Annotated in this window: 18 protein-coding genes; 8 read left to right on the top strand and 10 right to left on the bottom strand. The window is 69.1% G+C overall.

The genetic code is table 11. From position 1 onward, the window contains the following. Positions 1-29: 29 nt before the first annotated feature. The 3 genes from FJV41_RS10350 to FJV41_RS10345 form a co-directional block, all read right to left on the bottom strand. Positions 30-1,616: an MFS transporter gene (locus FJV41_RS10350; protein ID WP_217441794.1), complete on the bottom strand. Its 1,587-nt coding sequence runs from the start codon at positions 1,614-1,616 to the stop codon at positions 30-32. Positions 1,617-1,965: 349 nt separating this feature from the next. Further along, positions 1,966-2,124: a hypothetical protein gene (locus FJV41_RS52160; protein ID WP_174487710.1), complete on the bottom strand. Its 159-nt coding sequence runs from the start codon at positions 2,122-2,124 to the stop codon at positions 1,966-1,968. Positions 2,125-2,126: 2 nt separating this feature from the next. After that, the gene (locus tag FJV41_RS10345) at positions 2,127-3,005 is read right to left on the bottom strand and encodes a GGDEF domain-containing protein (RefSeq protein WP_141642273.1); all 879 of its coding nucleotides are present in this window, start codon (positions 3,003-3,005) and stop codon (positions 2,127-2,129) included. A gap of 227 nt (positions 3,006-3,232) precedes the next feature. Here FJV41_RS10345 and glgC point away from each other — a divergent pair, with 227 nt between their 5' ends. Next, positions 3,233-4,462, top strand: coding sequence for a glucose-1-phosphate adenylyltransferase (gene glgC, locus FJV41_RS10340; protein ID WP_141642272.1), 1,230 nt, complete (start codon positions 3,233-3,235; stop codon positions 4,460-4,462). Positions 4,463-4,469: 7 nt separating this feature from the next. After that, positions 4,470-5,003, top strand: coding sequence for a GNAT family N-acetyltransferase (locus FJV41_RS10335; RefSeq protein WP_141642271.1), 534 nt, complete (start codon positions 4,470-4,472; stop codon positions 5,001-5,003). On the opposite strand, the gene FJV41_RS10330 is transcribed toward FJV41_RS10335, so the two are convergent. From FJV41_RS10330 to add, 4 genes are all read right to left on the bottom strand, one after another. Next, complete coding sequence (locus FJV41_RS10330; RefSeq protein ID WP_141642270.1) at positions 4,996-5,463, bottom strand: hypothetical protein; 468 nt, start codon at positions 5,461-5,463, stop codon at positions 4,996-4,998. The genes FJV41_RS10335 and FJV41_RS10330 overlap by 8 nt on opposite strands. A 124-nt stretch (positions 5,464-5,587) precedes the next feature. After that, positions 5,588-7,012, bottom strand: coding sequence for an RtcB family protein (locus FJV41_RS10325; RefSeq protein ID WP_141642269.1), 1,425 nt, complete (start codon positions 7,010-7,012; stop codon positions 5,588-5,590). A gap of 278 nt (positions 7,013-7,290) precedes the next feature. Next, positions 7,291-8,070, bottom strand: coding sequence for an SDR family NAD(P)-dependent oxidoreductase (locus tag FJV41_RS10320; RefSeq protein ID WP_141642268.1), 780 nt, complete (start codon positions 8,068-8,070; stop codon positions 7,291-7,293). 104 nt (positions 8,071-8,174) lie between these two features. Beyond that, positions 8,175-9,338, bottom strand: a complete 1,164-nt coding sequence (add, locus tag FJV41_RS10315) for an adenosine deaminase (protein ID WP_141642267.1) — start codon at positions 9,336-9,338, stop codon at positions 8,175-8,177. Between the two features lie 101 nt (positions 9,339-9,439). On the opposite strand from add, the gene FJV41_RS10310 reads away from it, so the two are divergent. Continuing rightward, a complete protein-coding gene (locus FJV41_RS10310) occupies positions 9,440-10,483 on the top strand; it encodes an outer membrane protein assembly factor BamB family protein (protein WP_246137135.1) in 1,044 nt (347 codons plus the stop codon). Positions 10,484-10,704: 221 nt separating this feature from the next. On the opposite strand, the gene FJV41_RS10305 is transcribed toward FJV41_RS10310, so the two are convergent. After that, positions 10,705-13,026: an ATP-dependent helicase gene (locus tag FJV41_RS10305; RefSeq protein WP_141642265.1), complete on the bottom strand. Its 2,322-nt coding sequence runs from the start codon at positions 13,024-13,026 to the stop codon at positions 10,705-10,707. A 114-nt stretch (positions 13,027-13,140) separates the two neighbouring features. Here FJV41_RS10305 and FJV41_RS10300 point away from each other — a divergent pair, with 114 nt between their 5' ends. The 4 genes from FJV41_RS10300 to FJV41_RS10285 all read left to right on the top strand — a co-directional run bounded on the left by FJV41_RS10300 (position 13,141) and on the right by FJV41_RS10285 (position 16,122). Then, positions 13,141-13,626, top strand: coding sequence for a PaaI family thioesterase (locus FJV41_RS10300; RefSeq protein WP_141642264.1), 486 nt, complete (start codon positions 13,141-13,143; stop codon positions 13,624-13,626). Between the two features lie 123 nt (positions 13,627-13,749). Then, the gene (locus FJV41_RS10295; protein ID WP_246137134.1) at positions 13,750-14,394 is read left to right on the top strand and encodes an RNA polymerase sigma factor; all 645 of its coding nucleotides are present in this window, start codon (positions 13,750-13,752) and stop codon (positions 14,392-14,394) included. Continuing rightward, entirely contained in the window at positions 14,387-14,944 is a 558-nt protein-coding gene (locus FJV41_RS10290; protein ID WP_141642262.1) for a zf-HC2 domain-containing protein, read from the top strand. The genes FJV41_RS10295 and FJV41_RS10290 overlap by 8 nt, the downstream gene beginning before the upstream one ends. Before the next feature lie 11 nt (positions 14,945-14,955). Beyond that, on the top strand, positions 14,956-16,122 hold the full coding sequence (locus FJV41_RS10285; RefSeq protein WP_141642261.1) for an AraC family transcriptional regulator: 1,167 nt from the start codon (positions 14,956-14,958) through the stop codon (positions 16,120-16,122). Between the two features lie 54 nt (positions 16,123-16,176). Here FJV41_RS10285 and FJV41_RS10280 read toward each other — a convergent pair whose 3' ends face one another. Both FJV41_RS10280 and FJV41_RS10275 read right to left on the bottom strand, forming a co-directional pair. After that, positions 16,177-17,364 carry a hypothetical protein gene (locus tag FJV41_RS10280; RefSeq protein ID WP_141642260.1) on the bottom strand — a complete coding sequence of 396 codons (1,188 nt, stop codon included), beginning with the start codon at positions 17,362-17,364 and terminating at the stop codon, positions 16,177-16,179. Between the two features lie 46 nt (positions 17,365-17,410). Then, positions 17,411-18,082 (bottom strand): RNA polymerase sigma factor, encoded by a 672-nt coding sequence (locus FJV41_RS10275; RefSeq protein ID WP_141642259.1) that lies wholly within the window; start codon positions 18,080-18,082, stop codon positions 17,411-17,413. 428 nt (positions 18,083-18,510) lie between these two features. Between FJV41_RS10275 and FJV41_RS10270 the strand changes: the two genes are divergently transcribed. After that, positions 18,511-19,218 (top strand): metallophosphoesterase, encoded by a 708-nt coding sequence (locus FJV41_RS10270; protein WP_141642258.1) that lies wholly within the window; start codon positions 18,511-18,513, stop codon positions 19,216-19,218. Positions 19,219-19,298: the final 80 nt, after the last annotated feature.

Genomic DNA, 19,298 nt, shown 5'->3' with positions numbered 1-19,298 from the left:
GAGCGCCGCCCCACACGAAGGGCGGCGCTTCACCCATCTCCGGTGTGGTGCCCCGGACGGACGTTCCGCAACGTCACGGCCGCGAGCACCGAGAGCGCGAGGAAGACCCCCGCGCCAATCGCCGCGGCGGTGTTGAGTCCCACGGTGAAGGACTCCCGCGCGGCCCCCAGCAGGGAAGCCTGGAGCAACGGTGGGAGCGAGGGCACCACGGCCGCCGTGCCAATGAGGCTCTCTCGGACGCGGTCGGCGACCTCCATCGGGATGTCGGGCATCACCACCGTGTCCATCCGCTTCCGGTAGATGAAGGTGCCCAGGCTGCCCATCAGCGCGACGCCCAGGGCGAAGCCCAGCTCATTGGCGGTCTCCGAGGCCGAGGCCGCGGAGCCTGCCTTCTCCGGGGGCGCCGAGCCCACCACCAGGTCCGTGCCCAGGACGGCCATGGGCGCGAAGCCGATGGCCGCCACGACGGTGCCGACCACCAGCAACATGCCTCCACCCACGCTGTCCGCCTGGGTCATCACCGCATAGCCCAGGCTCGACAACATCAGCCCCGCGGCCATGATGAAGCCCGGGCGCATCCGCCGGATGATGAAGGGCCCCAGCAGTGAGCTCGCCATCATCCCCACCATCTGCGGCACCATCCGCAGCCCTGCGTCCAGGGGCGACAGCCCCGCCACCAACTGGAAGTACATGGGGACGAGCAAGGCCATCCCGCCCGAGCAGATGGCCATGAACAGCATGATGACCAGCGTCGCGCTGAACGCACGGTTCGCGAACAGCCGGGGGTCCAACAGGGGATGGGCCAGCCGCCCCTGACGCCGGACGAACACCACACCCAGGGCGAGTCCTCCCAGCAGCACGGCGGCGGGCAGCGGATGCCAGCCATATCGGGCCAGCTGCTTGAGGCCGTAGACGGTGGGGAGAATCGCGGCCAGCGACAACACCACGCTGGTCAGCTCCACACGGCCTCCCGCGGGGTCCTTGTACTCGGGGAGCAACAGCGGCGCCGCCACCAGCAACACCCCCATCACCGGGACGCCCATCAGGAACGCGGCGCCCCACCAGAAGTGTTGCAACAGCAGCCCGCCGAGCAGCGGCGCGACGACCATGCCCAGGAGGAAGCAGTTGAGCCACACGGCGATGGCCAGCGAGCGCTGCCGTGGCACCTGGAACATGTTGCTGATGAGCGCCAGCGTGGAGGGCATCAGCGTCGCGCCAGCCATGCCCAGCGCGGCACGCGAGGCGATGAGCATCTCCGGAGTGCGGGAGTACGCCGCCGCCACCGACGCGAGACAGAAGGCCGAGGCCCCTATCAGCAGCAGCTTGCGCCGGCCGATGCGGTCTCCCAGCGTGCCCATCGTCACGAGCAGGCCGGAGAGCATGAAGCCGTAGATGTCCATGATCCACAGCTGCTGCACGCTGCTCGCCCCCAGCTCCGCGCTCAGGTGCGGCAGCGCCAGATAGAGCACGCTGACATCCACGGAGATGAGCAGCGTGGGGAGCGCGAGCACCACCAGACCAATCCACTCCTTGCGTCCCGCCAGGGGAGGCGCTCCGCCCACCGCATCCTGGGACTTCATCATCACGTCACCCTCTCCCACTTTCAGTGCTTCCATCCAGGGGACTCACGCTTCCCCATCGTCGATTCCAACCCGTGGAGCCCAGACGCCATGCACGTGCGTCCATGACACCGGGGTGGCCTACCAGGCACAGGGGGCTGCCTGCCTGGAGCGTCGTCGCCGCACACCAGGCGCACGCCTGCGTGACACGCCGGCCACGGCGCATCATCCACGGGCGTGCCGTCTCGACCTCAGCGCTCTCTAGCGCGCCTGACACCTGGACGGGCCCGAGCACGCCGTGACGGCGAGCCAGGGCACACTCCAAGCCTCGCACAGCGGCCGGGGCTCCGAGCCGTCAGCAGGGAATCGGGAGCAACCGGAGCCGCGTCGCGCGATTGAGGCGGACCTAGCGTTGCCCCACCGACTCGCGGGCGCGGTCCACCATCTTCCCCGCCCAGGGCTCCGAGCGGTGACTCCACACCCACGCGGCGCCCAGGAAGCTCAACCCGAGCAGCACGAGCACCAGCCGCGCCAGCTTGGAAGGTCCCTGTTCGCCCTGCGCCATGACTAGCCCACCACCCGGTTGCGGCCCGTCTTCTTGGCCTTGTACAGGTTGGCGTCCGCCACCTTGATGAAGTGGGTGGGCTCCGTCATGTCCACCGCCATCTCCGCCACGCCGATGGAGATGGTCACCGGAATCTCCTTCTCGTCGTAGACGAAGGACTTCTCCGCGATGAGCTTGCGAATCTTCTCCGCGAACAGGAGCGCCTTGTCCGGCCCGTCCTCGGGCATGACCACGGCGAACTCCTCGCCGCCGTAGCGCGCGAAGCACTGCTCACGGCGCACCAGCCGCTTGACGGACTGAGCCAGCTCCCGCAGCACGTAGTCCCCGGCCAGGTGCCCGTGGACGTCGTTGATCTGCTTGAAGTGGTCGATGTCGAACATCATCAGCGACAACGTGCGCTGGTACCTGCTGGAGCGGCCCATCTCCCGCTCGAGGTACTCCAGGAAGAAGCGCTTGTTGTTCACGCCGGTGAGGCCGTCGGCGATGGTCAGCGTGTAGATGGTCTCGTGGTACTGGGTCTCGATGTTGTCGCCATCGAGGAACTTGAAGATGGAGCCCCCTACCTTGATGAGGTCGCCGCTGCGAAGCGGCTGGGCCTGGAGCACTTCCTGGTCGTTCAGGTAGGTGCCGTTGGTGGAGCCCAAATCCTCCACCAGCATCTTCCCGCCTCGCCCCAGCACGCGGGCGTGCCGACGGGAGACGTTGTCCAGGTCCACCACGATGTGGTTGTGCTGGTCCCTGCCAATGGTCAGCTCGGAGTCGACAAGGTACTTCTTGCCGAGCTCCGGGCCGTGAATCTGGACGAGGCAGCACTCGGTGCTGCGCTCAGAGCGCAGATCCAGGGAGGAAATCTTGGTGACGCGCGTTTCGTCGCCTGACATCGCCGCCAAGGCTATCACGACCCCCTTTTCGGAAGCCAAGTAACCCCTGCGGGAACCGTGCTTCCCGTCGCTCCCAGGAAGACCCCGACGGCGACCATGTCCCACATCTGGGGAGTCCGGCCCGGAGTGGAGGACGTGGGCGGGCGGTTGGGCACTCAACGAAGGCAACCGAGCAGGCCTCGGCGGCCTTGTCGCCCGAGGGGGGCGGACTAACGTCCGGCCCAACTATGTCCAAAGTCCTGGCGATGATTCTGGCGGGCGGCGCGGGTACGCGTCTGGAGCCCCTCACCCGTGAGCGGGCCAAGCCCGCCGTCCCCTTCGGGGGACGCTACCGCATCATCGATTTCGCCCTCTCCAACTTCACCAACTCGGGTGTCTACCGGGTCAAGGTGCTCACCCAATACAAGAGCGATTCGCTCAACAACCACCTGTCCCGCGCCTGGCGGATGTCCGCCTTCCTGGGCCACTACGTGGAGGCGGTGCCCGCGCAGATGCGCACCGGCGTGGACTGGTACAAAGGCAGCGCCGACGCCATCTACCAGAACCTCAACATCATCACCGACGAGGAGCCGGACTTCATCTTCGTCTTCGGCGCGGACCACGTGTACCGGATGGACACGCGGCAGATGCTCGACTTCCACATGTCCAAGCGGGCCGCGTGCACCGTGGCGGCCATCCCCGTCCCGATTGAGCAGGGGCGCGAGTTCGGCATCATCGACGTGGGCCCCGACGGGCGCATGCGCGCGTTCCTGGAGAAGCCCAAGGACCCGCCGCCCATGCCGGGCAACCCGAAGATGTGCCTGGCCTCCATGGGCAACTACCTCTTCACCACCGAGGTGCTGGTGCAGGAGGTGGTGCGCGACGCGGCCAACGAGACCAGCGCTCACGACTTCGGCAAGTCCATCATCAGCCAGATGTACAAGACGGCGCCGGTGTACGTGTACGACTTCGCGCAGAACGAGATCGCCGGGCAGGAGGGCAAGGAGCGCGGCTACTGGCGGGACGTGGGGAACATCGACGTGTACTACCAGTCCAACATGGAGCTGGTGGAGGTGGACCCCGTCTTCAACCTGTACAACGACCGCTGGCCCATCCACACGCAGTCCAACAACTACCCGCCGGCCAAGTTCGTCTTCGCGGACAAGGACAACCAGCGGGTCGGCCACGCCACGGACTCGCTGGTGGCCGAGGGCTGCATCATCTCCGGCGGGCACGTGAATCGCTCCGTGCTGTCCCCGAAGGTGCGCGTCAACTCGTACTCGGAAGTGGAGGCGTCCATCCTCTTCGAGAACGTCACCATCGGCCGCCGCAGCCGCATCCGGAAGGCCATCATCGACAAGAACGTGGAGATTCCGCCGGGGACGACCATTGGCTACGACCCGGTGGAGGACAAGCGGCGCTTCCACGTCACACCGGATGGCGTCGTCGTGATTCCCAAGGGCATGAAAGTGGTGTGAGGCGACCATGGGCTCATCGGGGGGCCTTCACCTGCGGCCAGCGCGCGACTCGGACCGTCGCGCGCTGTGGCGTGTCCACACCGAGGCGGTGGAGACGCTGTGCCAGGGTGTCTATGCCCCCGATGAGCTGAACACCTGGGTGAGCCTGCTGCGGCCAGAGGGTTACCTCCGGCCGGACCGGCCCCGCACGGTGCTGGTGGCGGAGCGAGGCCGACGGCTGGTGGGCTTTGGCCAGCTCGATTCCCGCGCCGGAGAGTTGGAGGCCCTCTACGTGGTGCCGGACGAGGTGGGCCACGGCGTCGGCTCCCGTCTGCTCGCCGCGCTGGAGTCGGTGGCCTGGGGGGGCGGCACGCCGCTGCTGGGCCTGGATGCCAGCCTCAACGCGGAGGACTTCTACCGGCACCGCGGCTACGTGTCGCTGCACCCGGCCAAACGGCCGTTGACGCAACGGGTGCAGCTGGCCTGCGTGCGGATGCAGAAGCGCAGGCCCATGCTCTCCTCGCGACGCGAGCCAAGCGCCGGGGCGATGACGTCTACCTGAAGGCGGCCTTGACCTCGGGCTTGGCCAGCACCACCAGCGCCCAGATGCTGATGGGCAGGGCGAGACAGCCGCAGGTGCCACAGCATGGCACGAGCGACGCGATGGCACCCGCCATGGCCAGTCCACGGCTCTGGAGCTGCCGCATCTTGAACGCACCGAAGAAGGTGAGCGCATTGAGGAGGACGACGGGGCCGAACGTCGCCAACCGGCCGCCCATGGAGACGAACCATTCGATGGTCTCCCTGTTCTGATCAATCGCGTCCCGGTAACGCGCCAGGTTCGGGTCGTTGTAGATCTGGTCCAGTTGCTCCGGACCCACGGGCGTCGCCATGTTGGTGAGCGCCCACAGGAACGTCACCGCGGAGGTGACCATCAGGAGGATGGCCGGCAGGGACACGGCCTCTTTCGGGTTCGTGCCAGGGAAGCCGTCTCCCGCGGGGGCTCCGTATACGTTCTCCATGTTTCCAGCTCCCATGACACGTGAAGGGTGCGCGGGCCCACGGCCCGGGACGGCGCGCATTCCAACCAGGAGGCGGTGCGGGCACCAAGCGAAATGGCGCCGCACCGTCCCCCAGTCGTCATGCTCACGCCTTGAAGGTGAGCAGGGGCGCCAGCCGCGCCACCTCGCGGACGATGCCCGCCTTCACCTGCGAGTCCACCACCGGACGGATGGGCTTGTAGGCGGCCGGAGCCTCCTCCACCCGCCGCTCCGAGCGCAGGGTGATGCAGTCCACGCCCTTGAGCCCCAGCGCCGCCTCGCTCTGGTCCGCCCCACCGCGAGACAGGGAGAAGCGCGAGCGCGCCCGCCCGGCCCCATGCGACGCGGACTCCAGCGCCCGCGCATCGCCACACCCCACCATGAGGAAGGACGTGGCGCCCATGGAGCCGGGAATGATGACGGGCTGTTCGGCGCCCGCGGGGCAGGCCCCCTTGCGCGCCAACCAGCCCCCCTCGTACGGGAGGGTGAGGTTGTGCGGAACGTCGTAGACGAGCGGTGCCTCCACGTCTCCGAACAGCTCGCGCAGCGTCTGTCGCAGAAGCTCCGCGAGCAGCAGGCGGTTGAGGAAGGCGTAGTTGGCGGCCGTGGCCTCCGCCTCCAGGTAGCCGGAGACGAGCGCCTCGTCGGCCAGGGGGAGGATGCCGCTCTCCGGGAAGGGAGCCCCTTGTGGCCACGCCTTGCGGGTGCGCTCACGCCAGGCGACCCCGACGTGTTTGCCCACGTCGCGGCTGCCGGTGTGAATCATGAACGCGAGCTGCCCCTCTCGCACGCCCCACTCCCAGGCTCGGGCCCGGTCCTCGACGGCCTCCACGCGCTGCACCTCGACGAAGTGGTTGCCTCCGCCAATGGTGCCCAGGCCCGCGTCGCGCACCACGCCCTCACGGGTGAGTGCGTCCGGCGCCCAGCTCGGGTTTCCTCGCAGCGCGCCGCCCAGGTGGATGCGGCTCACCTCCGCGTCGAGCTGCCCCAGGTCCGCCGTTCGCGCGCAGCCCAGCGGTGCGTCCAGCGTCTCCAGGAGCCAGCCTGGGATGCCGTCGCGCAGCAGGGCCGTGGACGCACGCGAGGACATCGCCACGTCCCTCGTGCCGAAGAAGTAGTGGCCCTTCATGCGCTCGACGAAGTCGTCGCGTCGAGCCAGGAAGTCCTCCACGGAGAGGTCCGCGACGTGCAAGCGCATGCCGCAGTTGATGTCGGTGCCCACGGCGCCCGGGACGACGAGACCCCGCGTGTGCAGCACCGAGCCGATGGCCACACCGGCGTCGCCCGGGTGGAAATCAGGGGTGGCGCGCACGCGCAGCACCTCGCCACCGCCCGGGTGCTTCAGGGCCGCGAGCTGTGCGAGTTGTTGGAAGGCCTTGCCCTCGACGGGCAGGTCCGGGGGAAGAAGCACCTCGGCGGGTGGCGCGTTCGCGTCACCGTGGAGGCGCACGGTGTAGAGGTGACCGTCATAGGTCACCTCGAGCCCCTCGCGGGCAAGCGCCCGCAGGAGCCGATTCAGTTTCGGCTGCATGACCCAACTCAGGGAATGCCCCGGTGCTCGCATGCGAGCGGCTCGGGGAGACGTGGCGAAGAGAGATGGTGGACCTTGGGTCAGCAGCCGCGGTCGCCGGACGGCTCGAAAGCCATCCTCACCGCGCAGGGACGCAGGGCGCCCCGGGGCCTGACGAAACAGTCCACCGGAGCGGCCACGCCTCATCCAAGGTCGCGGCTCTCTTCACAGGACGGCCTTGCCCGCGCGACGAAGAGCCATGCGGCCGCGAGCAGCACGTCGCCGTCACTCCGTCGGGACTACACCGCCCCGGACAGGCCACCGTCGACGTTGATGGCCGCGCCACTGATGTAGCCGCCCCGAGGCGACAGCAGGAAGGCGACGACGTCCGCGAACTCCTCCGCGCGGCCCACCCGCCCCAGGGGAATGCCCGCGTTGCGCGCCATCTCCGCCTGGAACGACTCCACCGACTTGCCCAGCTCCTGCGCCCGGCGCACCCACTGGCCACTCTCGATGATGCCCACGAGCACGGCATTCACGCGGATGTTCTTCGCCCCCAGCTCCTTCGACAGCGCCTTCGTCAGCGCCATGCCCGCCGCGCGCGAAACCGAGGACGGCGTGGACTGCGCCCCCGGAGACTTCGCGCCAATCGAAAGCACGTTGACGATGGACCCTCCCCCGGACTCGCTCAGGTGAGGCAGCACGTGCCGCGACGCTCGCACCGCCGCGAACAACTTGAGCTGGAGGTCCGTTTCCCACTCCGCGTCCGTCACCGAGGAGAACGGACGGGCCGAGGCGGTGCCGGCGTTGTTCACCAGCGCGTCCACCCGCCCCCACCGCGCATGGGCCGCGTCCACGAAGTGCTCGACCTCCCACGCCTTGGACACGTCCGCCTGCACCGCGAGGACATCGCCACCCTCCGCGCGCAGGGCCGTGGCCGTGGCCTCCAGCCGCTCCGCGCCCCGGGCACACAAGGCCACTCGCGCCCCTTCCCGGACGAGCCGTCGGGCCACCGCCGCCCCCAGCCCGTCCGAGCCGCCCGTCACCAACACCACCTTGCCACCCAGCTCCAGGTCCATGTGCGCCTCCTTCGCGGTCCACGGCACCGGAGGCTCGCGAGAGCCTCCGGTATGGACACCGGCGCGCGACCGATGACGCCGCGCACGCAGCGGAGGCTACGCCATCACGCGGGCTGCTTCACGGGCACATGCCGCTTCTTGTCGAAGGCGGCCAGCGTGGTGGCGATTTCCTCGTTCACCAGCCGCAGCATGTCCTGCTTCTCGCGGAAGGGGAGGAAGGCGCTCTTGAAGCCGGAGACGATGATGGTGGCCAGGTCATCGAGCGACAGCCCGAGTTCCTTGTGCGCCACCCACAGCTCCTTCGTCACCGTGGTGTCGGTGATGAGGCGGTTGTCGGTGTTGATGGTCACCCGCAGGCCGTAGTCGAAGTAGAACTTCAACGGGTGCGCTGCGAGGCTCGACACCGCGCCCGTCTGCACGTTGGACGTCGGACAGACCTCCAGCGGAATCCGGTGGTCGTTGACGTAGTTGAGCAGGTCCCCGTCCTCGCGCAGCCGCGTGCCGTGGCCAATGCGGTGCGAGCCCAGGTTGTGGATGGCCTGGGAGATGGACTCGGGGCCATACGCCTCGCCGGCGTGGGCGGTGCAGTTGACGTTGTTCTTCAGGATGAGCTGGAAGGCGTCCTTGTGGTCCTTGGCCGGGAAGCTGGCCTCGGCGCCCGCGAGGTCGAAGCCGATGACGCCCCGGTTCTTGTAGGCCACCGACAGCTCCGCCAGCCGCATGGACGTCTGCGGATTGATGTGGCGGATGCCGCAGACGATGACGCCGCACTTGATGCCCGTCTCGCGCTTGGCCACCCTCAGGCCCTCGAGCACCGAGTCGATGACGGTGGTCATCTTCAGGCCCTTCTGCAGGTGCAGCGCGGGCGAATAGCGCACCTCCAGCCACCGCACGTTCTCCGCCGCCGCGTCCACCGCCAGCTCATAGGCCGCGCGGTAGAGGGCATCCGCCGTCTGGAGCACGGAGAGCGTCACGTCGAACGCGACGAGGTACTCCTCCAGGCTCTCGCAGACCTCACCCATGTGGATGGCCTTGGCCAGTCCGTCCACGGTGTCCGAGGGCAGCTTGACCTTCTGCTGCTCGGCGAGCTCGAGAATGGTCTTCACCCGCATCGAGCCATCCAGGTGGCAGTGCAGGTCCGTCTTCGGCAAAGCGTGCAGCAGCTCTTCGGTCACCGCCAGCGTGGGGGGCGGGACGAAGTCCGTCCGCCGGGCTCCAGAAGGGATGCCGGTGGCGCTGGGAATCTCGTCGTCACGAATCGTAGGCATGGTCGAATTTCCTTCCTTACGCCATCCTCCAAACCATGTCGCCCCGCGCGTGTCCATGCAGGCACCTCGCCCTCGCCCTCACCCTGACACTGGTGACGGCCATGGGGTGCCGGGAGCCCGCGGAAACGGTCTTCCGGTACTCGACGGATGCATCCTCCCGCGCCGGGCTGACGCCCCTTCCGGACGGGGTCCTCACCGGGAACGAGGCCGGCGCCGTGGTGCGGTTGGACAGGACGGGGGCGCTGGTCTGGAGGGTGGCGCTCGGGCGGGAAGTGGCGACGCGGCCCGTCGTGGCCGGAGACAGCGTCATCGTCGGAACGGTCGCTGGAGACCTGGTGCGTCTGGCGCTCGCGGACGGGGCGGAGCGCTGGCGCCTCACCGGCGAGCCCCCGGTCCTCACCCCCCTGGTCCCCGCCCCTGACGGGGCGTCGGTCTATGTGGTGGCCCCGGATGGCGCGGTGCGTTCCCTCGCGGTGGACACCGGGAAGGTCCGGTGGAAGACCCCCGCCCCCAAGCCCGATGAGGCCCACCTGGACGCCGGTCGCGGGCTCCCCTCCCCCGTTCTCGTGGACGGGCGGCTCGTGGTGGCGCTCGGCGACGTGGGGCTGGTGGCCCTGTCCACGGCGGATGGAGCCCGGGTCTGGCGGCAGGAGGTCCGGGGCATCCTGGGACTGGAAGTCAGGGGGGAGACCCTCTTCGCCAGCACGCGAGACAAGCGCGTCTCGGCCTTGCGGACCCAGGACGGCGCGCCGCTGTGGGAGCAGAGCCCCGCGAAGGACCTCACCAGCCCTCCCTCCCTGGCCCTGGGCCTGCTGTGGGTGGGGGCGCGCGTAGAGGATGCACCGGTGCTGGTGGGGCTGTCGCCCGAGGACGGGAAGGAAGTGGCGCGGGTGGGACTGCCGGATGTGCTCACCACCCACGTAGCGGAGGCCCCTGGCGACGTGCTGCTGGTGCCCACCCACGGAAGACAGGGACGGCTCCTGGCCTTGAAGCAACCCACGTGGGAGCGCGCGTTCTCCCTCCGCACGGACACCGCGCTGCGCTCGCGGCCAGTGGTCCTGGGTGAGCAGGTCTTCGTGCTCGGTCAGGACGGGCGGGTGCTGTCGTGGAAGCTGCGCCCACCGGAGCCTGAGCGCCGGCCGTGAAGCTTCCCGACGCGACGTTGTCAGGCGGCCCCGTGGACAGGCGTCCTCTTCCCGCGCCCGGCAGAAGAGGCCCTACACGCTCTCGGACTTCGCTGGTTCGAATCCAGCTCCCTCCGTCACAGGAGGGATAGCCAAGCGGTCAAAGGCACCAGATTTCCATCTGGCGGTTCATCCTCACGGCTTCCTCACTCGGGCGCGGAAGAAACCCCGCGCGTCCCTCGCTAGCCTGGCATCAGGAAGCGGGCGATGACGCGCTTGAGCCCCACGGCGCCACCGAACTCCACCGTCACCTTGGCGTTCGGCCCCGAGCCATCCGTGGCGACGATGCGGCCCACGCCGAACTGCTCGTGTCGCACGCGCATGCCGCGCACGTCTCCGCTCACCGCGTCCATGTCCGACGCCTGCGAATAGGAACGGTCGATGCGCGGCCCGTCGTCCTCGTCCCAGCTCCGCTTGCGCGGGGCCACGGGAGCGGGCCGAGGCGGCTCTGGCACATCCTGCTCGCTGATGCCGAACAACTTGGGCGGCACGTCTCGCAGGAAGCGGCTGGGCGGGTTGTAGCGCAACTCACCGAACAGCGAGCGGCACTGCGCCAGGCTCACGAAGAGCCGCTTGCGCGCACGGGTGAAGCCCACGTAGCAGAGGCGCCGCTCCTCGGCCATCTCCTCCCCGTTGTCCGGGTCCTCGCCCTTCAGCGCGCGTGAGTGCGGGAAGACGCCGTCTTCCAGTCCCGTGAGGAACACCGCGTCGAACTCCAGCCCCTTGGCAGCGTGCAGCGTCATCAGCGCCACCCGGCCCTCGCCGACCTCCGCGTCCGCGTCACCCACCAGCGAAATCTGCTCGAGGAACGCCTGGAGCGGCGGAGTGTCCGCCGACAGGGGCGCGGCATCCACCTCGGGCGGAACCTCTGGAGGAGGATGGGCCGCGGCGGCCACGGCGGCAGCCGCGCGGTTCAGGTCGAACTCCTGCGCGGCGCCCAGGAACTCGCGAAGGTTCTCCGCGCGCGTCGTCGCCTCGTCGCTGCCCTCCGCGACGAGCGTCTCCACCAGCTTCGTCTCGCGCAGCATCTCGTCCACGGCGCTCGCCGCGTCCGTGGTTCCCTGCGCATAGACGTTCAGCGACTTCAGCAGCGCGTGGAACGTGCGCAACCGCTTCACCGCCGTGGAGTTCAGCGCGGGGATGCGCTCCGGCTCGGCGAGGACCTCGAAGAGGCTCTGGCCCTGGGTGTTGGCGTGGTCCGTCACCCGTTCGACCGTGGTGTCACCGATTCCGCGCGCCGGGGTGTTGATGATGCGCAGCAGGTCCGCGTCCGAGCGCGGGTTCACCATCAACCGCAGATACGCGGAGGCGTCCCGCACTTCCGCGCGGTCATAAAAGCTGCGTCCGCTCACCAGCGTGTACGGCACGCGCGCCAGGCGCAGTCCCTCTTCGAGCACGCGGCTCTGCGCATTGACGCGGTAGAAGACCGCCATGCTGGAGTACTTGATGAAGCCCTCGCGCTGGAGCGCCAGAATCTGGCGAGCGACTTCCTGCGCTTCCATCCGCTCGTCGCGGTTGAGCATGAGCTGGAGCGTCTGGCCCGCGGGCCGGTCGGACCACAGCTTCTTCTCCATCCGTCGCGTGTTCTTCCGGATGACCTCGTAGGCCGCGTCCAGGATGTTCCGGTCCGAGCGGTAGTTCTGCTCCAGCTTCACCACCTTCGCGCCCGGGTACTCGCGGGGGAAGTTGAGGATGTTGTCCACGTCCGCGCCGCGCCAGCGGTAGATGGACTGGTCGTCGTCCCCCACCACCACCAGGTTCGCCGACGGCGGCGGCGCCAACTGCTGAAGGAGCGCGTACTGCACGGGGTTGGTGTCCTGGAACTCGTCCACCAGCACGTGGTGGAAGCGGCGCCGGTAGTTCTCCAGCACCTCCGGCCGCTTGCGGAACAGCGTCACCAACAGGAGCAGCAGGTCTCCGAAGTCCACGGCGTTGGCCGCGCGCAGGCGGTCCTGATAGGCGCGGTACACCTTGTGGACCAGCTGGCCGCGCTCGTCACCGGGCGCCACCTCCATGTCCTCGGGCAGCCGGGCCGCGTTCTTCTCCTGGTCGATGCGGCTCAGGATTTCGCGCGGTTGCATGGACTGCTCCAGCCCCGCCTCCCGCATGGCCCGCTTCACGACGTTGAGCTGATCCCCATCGTCGTAGATGACGAACGAGCGGGTGAGCCCCACGTGCTCCGCCTCGCGCCGCAGAATCATCGCCGCGGCCGAGTGGAACGTGCTCACCACCAGGTCGTTCGCCTGACGCCCCAGCAACTGCACCAGGCGCTCGCGCATCTCCCGCGCCGCCTTGTTGGTGAAGGTGACGGCGAGGATGCGCCACGGGAAGACCTCTTGAACCTTCACCAGGTGCGCCACCCGGCGGGTGATGACGCGCGTCTTGCCACTGCCGGCGCCCGACAGGACGAGGAGCGGGCCCGTCTGGTGGAGCACGGCCTCGCGCTGGGGAGGGTTCAGGTCTTCGAGGAGGGCGGATTCGTGGGCGTTCACGGTGGGACTCAAGAGGGGGCCTGTGCTTCTAACGTCTTTCTCCGTCCGGTGGGCGGCCTTCCACCACCCCCGGACGCCCGGCCGGTCCCCTGGCTTTTCGCCCTCGGGTATAAAGGGCGAAACACCATGTCCGACTCCCCCTCAGGTCCTCCGTCGCGGCCCACCCAGGCCGCGCTGGACCGCTACGCAGAGCTCTTCAACCAGAGCCTGACGATGCGTCACTTCGGCGCCGTCGTGTCCTTCCCCGAAGGCCGCAAGGTCGTCGTCTCCCTACCCGAGCTGCGGCCAGAGCACCGAGGGGGCGTGGGCAGCGCCGCCGCCGTCAACGGCGGCATCCTCGCCGCGCTCTTCGACCTGGCCATCGGTACCTGTGGCGCGCTGGTGGACCCCAGCCGCCGCTGCGCCACCGTGCAGCTCTCCATGAGCTTCGAGCGGCCCGTCACCGGCGACCACATTCGCGTGGAGGCCGAAATCGACAGCCAGGGCCTCACCCTCCTCTTCGCCACCGCCCGGGTGTACGACGAACAGGGGCGGATGTGTGGGCGGTGCCAGGGCGTCGTCCGCCTCTCCAACCTCCCCTGGTCCTCAGGGGAAAGCCCCGCCATCAACTGACCCTTGACTACCCCTCCGCACACCCTCCCGGCATCCGACGATATGTCCGCCTCGGACACACGTTACCCGGGCACCGGGGAGCGGCCACGTCCCGGAGACGCTTCAGAGCGACGGGAAGACGGCATGAGTGCAGCCGTGCAGGGCCTGCGGATGACGACGGTTCGACTACCGAGGGAAGCCGAGGAGCCGATGGAGGCGTCGCGCGGGACGGACGAGGAGTCCCTGTCGCGCAAGGCCCTCGCCGGGGACAGGGGCGCGTGGGACGCACTGGTTGCGCGCCACCACCGCCGCGTCGTGGTATCGCTCCTGGCCCGAGGCGTCCGGGTGGACCGGGCGCACGAGCTGGCCCAGGAGACGTGGGCCCGGCTCATCCAACAACAGCAGCGAGGGCTGCTGACGGAGCTGCGCCTGCCCAACCTCGCCCTCACCCAGGCGGCCTTCCTGGCCGCGGACGATGCCCGCCGCGTCCGGCGAGAGTCCATCTCCGGGGCGGTGGAGGAATTGCCCGAGCGCCAGCATCCGGTGGACCCCTCCGTGTCCGCCGAGCGTCGCCTGCTTTCCGAAGAGCAGCTGTCCCGCGCCCATGCCGCGCTCGCCCAGGTGTCGCCGAGCGCGCGGAGCGTGTTTCTCCTGGCCTGTGACGGCCAGGAGCTTCCCCATGCCGAAGTCGCCGCGAAGGTCGGTCTCTCCGTCCAGCGCGTGCGGCAGATCCTGTGCGAGGTCCGAAAGAAGCTGCGGACCGCGCTCGAGGAGGAGACCCATGCTTAAGCCCCACCTGACCCGCGACTCCGCGGAGCAATACATCCTGGGCGCGTTGGCCCCGGAGAAGGCGGCGGCGTTGGAGGCCCACACGTTGGAGTGTGAGCCTTGCGCCGTGCTGCTGCAGGAAGAGGCCCTCCTGTCCGAGCAGCTCACCGAGGCGGCCAGCACCTTCCCCCAGGAAGAGCGCGTCATCCGTCCCGCCGCGTGGCACGCGCGACGCGCGGTGACGGGCGCGGCCATCGCGGCCCTGGCGGCCGCCGCCTCGCTCGCGCTGGTGCTGCTGACCGGCGACAAGGCGCCCCATCCGTCGCTGCCCGACAGCCTGGATTCACGGCCGCCCATGGTGGCGGTGGACCTGGATGACGGCGACTCCCCGACGAAGACGAACGTCGTCGCCTGTCCGGACCTGGCCACGCAGGACTTCTGCACGCGCAAGGCCGCCGAGCGCGGCCTGCTGGTCATGAATCCCGGGGGCACCGCCGAGGTCCCCCGCTACGAGGCCCACACCGGCCTCCCCGAAGGCGCGCTGAGCGCGCGCCAGCCCGTGTCGCTGTGAGGACTCCCGCCATGGACTTCCGGAAGAAACTCGTCGCCCTGCTGCTCGCCCTGGCCGCTCCGGTGGCCCTGGCGCAGCCGTCGGGCGGCGCCCCGAAGCTGCCAGTCGGCTGGTACGTCACGGAGAGCGCACCCAAGCGCTACGAGGCCGGCGTGGACAACAGCGCGCCCTGCGAGGGCGCTCGCAGCGCGTACCTGCGCTCGCTGTCGCTCGACGAGGCGGGCTACGGCACCTTCATGCAGGCCTTTGGCGCGCAGGACTTCCGCGGCAAGCGACTGCGCTTCTCCGCCGCCGCGCGCGTGCAGGACGTGGACGGCTGGGCCGGCCTGTGGATGCGCGTGGAGGGGCCTGACCCGAAGCAGCCCCTCGCCTTCGACAACATGCAGTCGCGCGCGCTGGTCGGCACCCGTGGCTGCAAGCGCTACGAGGTGGTGCTGGACGTCCCCAAGGAGGCCACCACCATCATGGCCGGCCTCATCATGAGCGGCACGGGGCAGGCGTGGCTGGACGGCGTGCGCTTCGACATCGTGGACAACACGGTGCCCGTGACGGATCTGCTCGCCGCGCGCCCGGTGGTCGCCTCCACCGGCCCCGCCGGGCTGGACGAAGTCGCGCCCGTGGCGAAGAACGACCAGGTCCCCCTGGGCCGCGTGGGCGACGTCTGGTTCAACCATGGCCGCGTCGCGGCGGACAAGCCGTACACCCGGCGCACGGATGGCGTCTGGGTGAGCATCCTTTCCGAGGAGATCTACGAGCACGGCATCGAGGTGACGGGCACCTTCGGCCAGCGTCAGCTCGACCTGAAGGTGCGGGCCGGCACCTCGAAGACGCTCATCGACGGCACGTGGGGCGGAGAGCCCGTCAGCATCATGCTCTCTCCGGACACCCTCACCATGAAGTGGGGCCGGCTGACGCGCGAGCTGCAGCGGGACAAGAATGCCGCGGTGGACAGCACCTGCAACCGCTACCAGGTCAACGAAGGGCCGCGCATCACGGACCAGATCGACGTGTGCGGCGCGGCGCTGGGCACCCGGCCTCCGCCGGCCCAGCTCGTCACGGCCTTCCTGGCCAACGGCTTCCGCCGCTCCACGCCGGCTCGCAACTTCCCCATCCCGCAGCCGCCCGTGCTCAGCCGGGAGGCGCTCGACACGCAGCGCACCGGCACTCCGAATCAGTAGCAACCCGGGAACAGTGGGGCCCCGCGCTCACCGCGAGGGCCCCGTCCCGCGAAGTCAGAAGGCGAAGTCGCGCTCCAGCGTCTCGCCGCCAGCCTGCACCGTGAGGTGGGCGGAGCGCGCGCCGGTGGAAGACGCCGTGGACAGGTCGAAGGCCAGACCCTCCGGCCCGGACGTGGGCTTGAGCGAGGGACGGCCGGGACTGAGGAACACCGCCGCCGTCACCGTCCGGCCCGCGAGGGGCTGCACGAGCAGCTTGACGCGCTGACGCTCGCGAACCAGCACCACGCGGAACTCCCGGCGCTCTTCCAGAATCTCGCGGTGCTCCGGGTGGCGCGCCGCGGAGGGGCGCTGCGACACCGGCTCGCGAGAGGAGCGCGCGGAGCGGGCCATCGTCCCGTCCCCCTCCTCCATCTCCAGGGCTTCCTCAATCGCGTCGTCACCCTCACCCAAGGCCAGCACCGCCTGGGCGCACTCGCCACAGCGCGCGGTGTGCGCATCCATCCGCTCGCGCTCGTCCGAGGACATCATCCCCATGTCGAAGCGCCAGAGGTCATCTTGCGTGAGATGGCGACGCGGGGGCGCATCCACGGGCGCCGCATCCGCGATGTCCGCGCGGCACTCGGCACAGCCCTGGATGTGGGGAGTGGGCGATTGGGGCGCGCCTGTCCAGGTGGCCACCAGGTCATCGCAGCCGGCCCGGGAAGCGAACCACCAGGCCTTGTCCTGCTCCGCCGAGTCGAGGAGTTCGAACTCCTGCCGACGCTGCGGGTTGAGGGGAATGAACCAACGCGCTCTGGGACGAAGCGACGAATCCAGGCTCCCGAGCGACTCCAGATAGCGGTCTCGATTTCGAGCGGCCTCACCGTCCAAGGAACCGTGGAGGGCCTCCCAGGCGGCCAGCGCAAATGCGGCGGAGGCGGCCCTGTCCCGAGCGGCAAGTCCCTCCAGCGCCGAGGCCCGCCACACTTCCGCCTCGTCCCCTCCATCCAGCGCCACTTCCATCGCTTCTTCCGCGGCCCTCAACAGCACGGGCTGGAGCGCCTGCGGTTTCTGCGCTTGGAGCCAGGTCTCCACCCCCGGTCGACCGAGGCCGCGAAGGGCGGCCTCCACACCTTCTGTCCCCAGCCGGGTCGCCCTCCTCAACAAGTCCCCCGCGGCTTCGAGGACGACTCCTGGTGAGGTGGACCCGGCGGTGAGAACAGAACGACGGGCGGCGTAGCGAGACATGGCATCGGTCTTCATGACTTCATTCCTCCTGAATACCCCGGGGTGTGACCGGGAAGGAGGCTCACGCTTCCTCCCCTCGTGGCGACTCGCGCTGGAGATCCAGCAGGTAGAGCTTCAAGTAGGCCTGGGCGCGACTGACGCGCTTGTAGGAATTGACCACGGTGATGTTCAAGCGACGCGCGCATTCCTCGTGATCCTCCACGTCCTCGTGGTGATACAGCTCCCATGCCGAGGCTTCCTTGGGGTGCTCCTGCTGGAGTCGTGCGAACGCGGCCCAATACAGCTCCTGGGCGTCCGCCCGCTCCTCGGTCCTCCTGCCCATCTCCACGGCACGAGACCGCTCGGACGGAGACTCTTCCATGGCGTCATCGGGGTCCGACGAAGGCGCCGCGAGCTCCTCGCGGTGCCTCCGGTAGAAGTCGATGGCCACGTGCTTGACGATGCGCAGGAAGAACGTCTTGGGAGACGCGCTCCGGCCCGGCATCTGCTGGGAGATGCCACGGAACTGATCCAACCCGCGGTCGAGGAACTTGCCGACCGCGTCCTGGAAGAGCTCGTCCGAGTCCGCTGGGGACCCACGGCCGTAGCTCGCCTGAATCTTGCTGATGACGTACCGGGCAGGCCGGTTCCATCGCTGAACCAACGTACCGAGCGGGCCTCCAATGGGCTCGCCCGTGGCGCGGCGGCGGACCACCTCCGCGAACAATTCGTCATCCGTGAGCTGCTCGAACACCGGAAGGACCTGAGGGCTGTGCCCGGAGAACCGCCCCGGGAGATGGGGTTACAGGGATGTGGCGCGGCAAGGTACCACGTTGGCATCCGCAGGCAGCCTCCGAGTGGAGCAGAGGACCCCGGCCACCCGGACGACCGGACAGACGGAGCACCCAGGGAGGCCCGACCCGCGGGGCGCCGGTTTCCTGACAAATATCCCCCAAGAGAATGCGGGGAGGGGAGCGGGAATTTCCTCGTCAGGAACCCGGAAAGGCCGCGTCCCTGGCCGCAACGCTTTCGAGCGCCCGGCCCGAGAGGCCCTACACGCAGTGGTTCGACTCCACGCACCCGCCACCCGGTGGGTGACGCCGGCGGTCCGGCACTGAACTCCAAACTCAGCCCACCGGCCTCTCGACTCGGGCGCTCACTCTTCTTTCAAGGAACCCTGTCATGTCCCCCCGCACCATCGTCATCGGAGATCTCCACGGCTGCCACGACGAGGCCCTGGAGCTGCTCGCCAAGGTGGGGGCCACGTCCAGCGACCGGGTCATCTTCGCCGGGGACCTGGTGGACCGGGGCCCCAGGCCCCGCGAGTGCGTGGAGCTGGCGATGCGGCACGAGGCCATCCTCGGCAACCATGAGGAGAAGCACCTCCAGCAGCGCCACCGCGAGGATGACCGGCTGCTGCCAGACCACCTGGCGACGCGCCAGGCGCTCGACACCGAGCACTTCGACTGGATGGCGGGGCTGCCCCACTACCTCCGGCTGCCCGAGCACAACGCCATCGTCGTGCACGCCGGCATGCTGCCCCACCTGCCCGTCGAGAAGCAGGACCCCTACCACCTGCTCCACGCCCAGTGCATCCAGCCGCCCGGCAAGAAGAGTTGCTGGCCGTCCAAGGCACCGGCGGGCTGGAAGTTCTGGACCCATCACTGGACGGGGCCAGAGCGGGTCATCTTCGGACACACCGTGTTCGACCAGCCGCTCGTCACCGAGCACGCGGTGGGTATCGACACCGGCTGCGTGTATGGCCGCTCACTGACGGCGGTGGTGTTGCCCACGTGGGAGTTCGTCTCGGTGCCCGCCCGGAGAAGCTACAAGGGTGGCAAGGACGTCGCGCGGTTCCCCATCCACGGCGACGTGTGCGTCTACTCCTGAGCACCCGCGCCTGACCGCCACCCGGTGGCGGTTGCGCATACAGCTTCGCGCCCGGCCGACGGGGTCAGACACGCCTGAGA

The sequence above is a fragment of the Myxococcus llanfairpwllgwyngyllgogerychwyrndrobwllllantysiliogogogochensis genome, assembly GCF_006636215.1.
In the GTDB taxonomy this organism is placed as follows: domain Bacteria; phylum Myxococcota; class Myxococcia; order Myxococcales; family Myxococcaceae; genus Myxococcus; species Myxococcus llanfairpwllgwyngyllgogerychwyrndrobwllllantysiliogogogochensis.
The sequence above is the reverse complement of the archived record's forward strand: the minus strand, read 5'-3'. Positions and strand labels throughout refer to the sequence as shown.

Excerpts from the sequence above, each read along its gene's own strand:
- FJV41_RS10310 (WP_246137135.1), top strand. The coding sequence starts at position 9,440 with ATGGGGTGCCGGGAGCCCGCGGAAACGGTCTTCCGGTACTCGACGGAT.
- FJV41_RS10280 (WP_141642260.1), bottom strand. The coding sequence starts at position 17,364 with ATGAAGACCGATGCCATGTCTCGCTACGCCGCCCGTCGTTCTGTTCTC.
- FJV41_RS10320 (WP_141642268.1), bottom strand. The coding sequence starts at position 8,070 with ATGGACCTGGAGCTGGGTGGCAAGGTGGTGTTGGTGACGGGCGGCTCG.
- FJV41_RS10345 (WP_141642273.1), bottom strand. The coding sequence starts at position 3,005 with ATGTCAGGCGACGAAACGCGCGTCACCAAGATTTCCTCCCTGGATCTG.
- glgC (WP_141642272.1), top strand. The coding sequence starts at position 3,233 with ATGTCCAAAGTCCTGGCGATGATTCTGGCGGGCGGCGCGGGTACGCGT.
- FJV41_RS52160 (WP_174487710.1), bottom strand. The coding sequence starts at position 2,124 with ATGGCGCAGGGCGAACAGGGACCTTCCAAGCTGGCGCGGCTGGTGCTC.
- FJV41_RS10325 (WP_141642269.1), bottom strand. The coding sequence starts at position 7,012 with ATGCAGCCGAAACTGAATCGGCTCCTGCGGGCGCTTGCCCGCGAGGGG.
- FJV41_RS10285 (WP_141642261.1), top strand. The coding sequence starts at position 14,956 with ATGGACTTCCGGAAGAAACTCGTCGCCCTGCTGCTCGCCCTGGCCGCT.
- FJV41_RS10270 (WP_141642258.1), top strand. The coding sequence starts at position 18,511 with ATGTCCCCCCGCACCATCGTCATCGGAGATCTCCACGGCTGCCACGAC.
- FJV41_RS10350 (WP_217441794.1), bottom strand. The coding sequence starts at position 1,616 with ATGGAAGCACTGAAAGTGGGAGAGGGTGACGTGATGATGAAGTCCCAG.
- FJV41_RS10295 (WP_246137134.1), top strand. The coding sequence starts at position 13,750 with ATGAGTGCAGCCGTGCAGGGCCTGCGGATGACGACGGTTCGACTACCG.
- add (WP_141642267.1), bottom strand. The coding sequence starts at position 9,338 with ATGCCTACGATTCGTGACGACGAGATTCCCAGCGCCACCGGCATCCCT.
- FJV41_RS10300 (WP_141642264.1), top strand. The coding sequence starts at position 13,141 with ATGTCCGACTCCCCCTCAGGTCCTCCGTCGCGGCCCACCCAGGCCGCG.
- FJV41_RS10335 (WP_141642271.1), top strand. The coding sequence starts at position 4,470 with ATGGGCTCATCGGGGGGCCTTCACCTGCGGCCAGCGCGCGACTCGGAC.
- FJV41_RS10330 (WP_141642270.1), bottom strand. The coding sequence starts at position 5,463 with ATGGAGAACGTATACGGAGCCCCCGCGGGAGACGGCTTCCCTGGCACG.
- FJV41_RS10290 (WP_141642262.1), top strand. The coding sequence starts at position 14,387 with ATGCTTAAGCCCCACCTGACCCGCGACTCCGCGGAGCAATACATCCTG.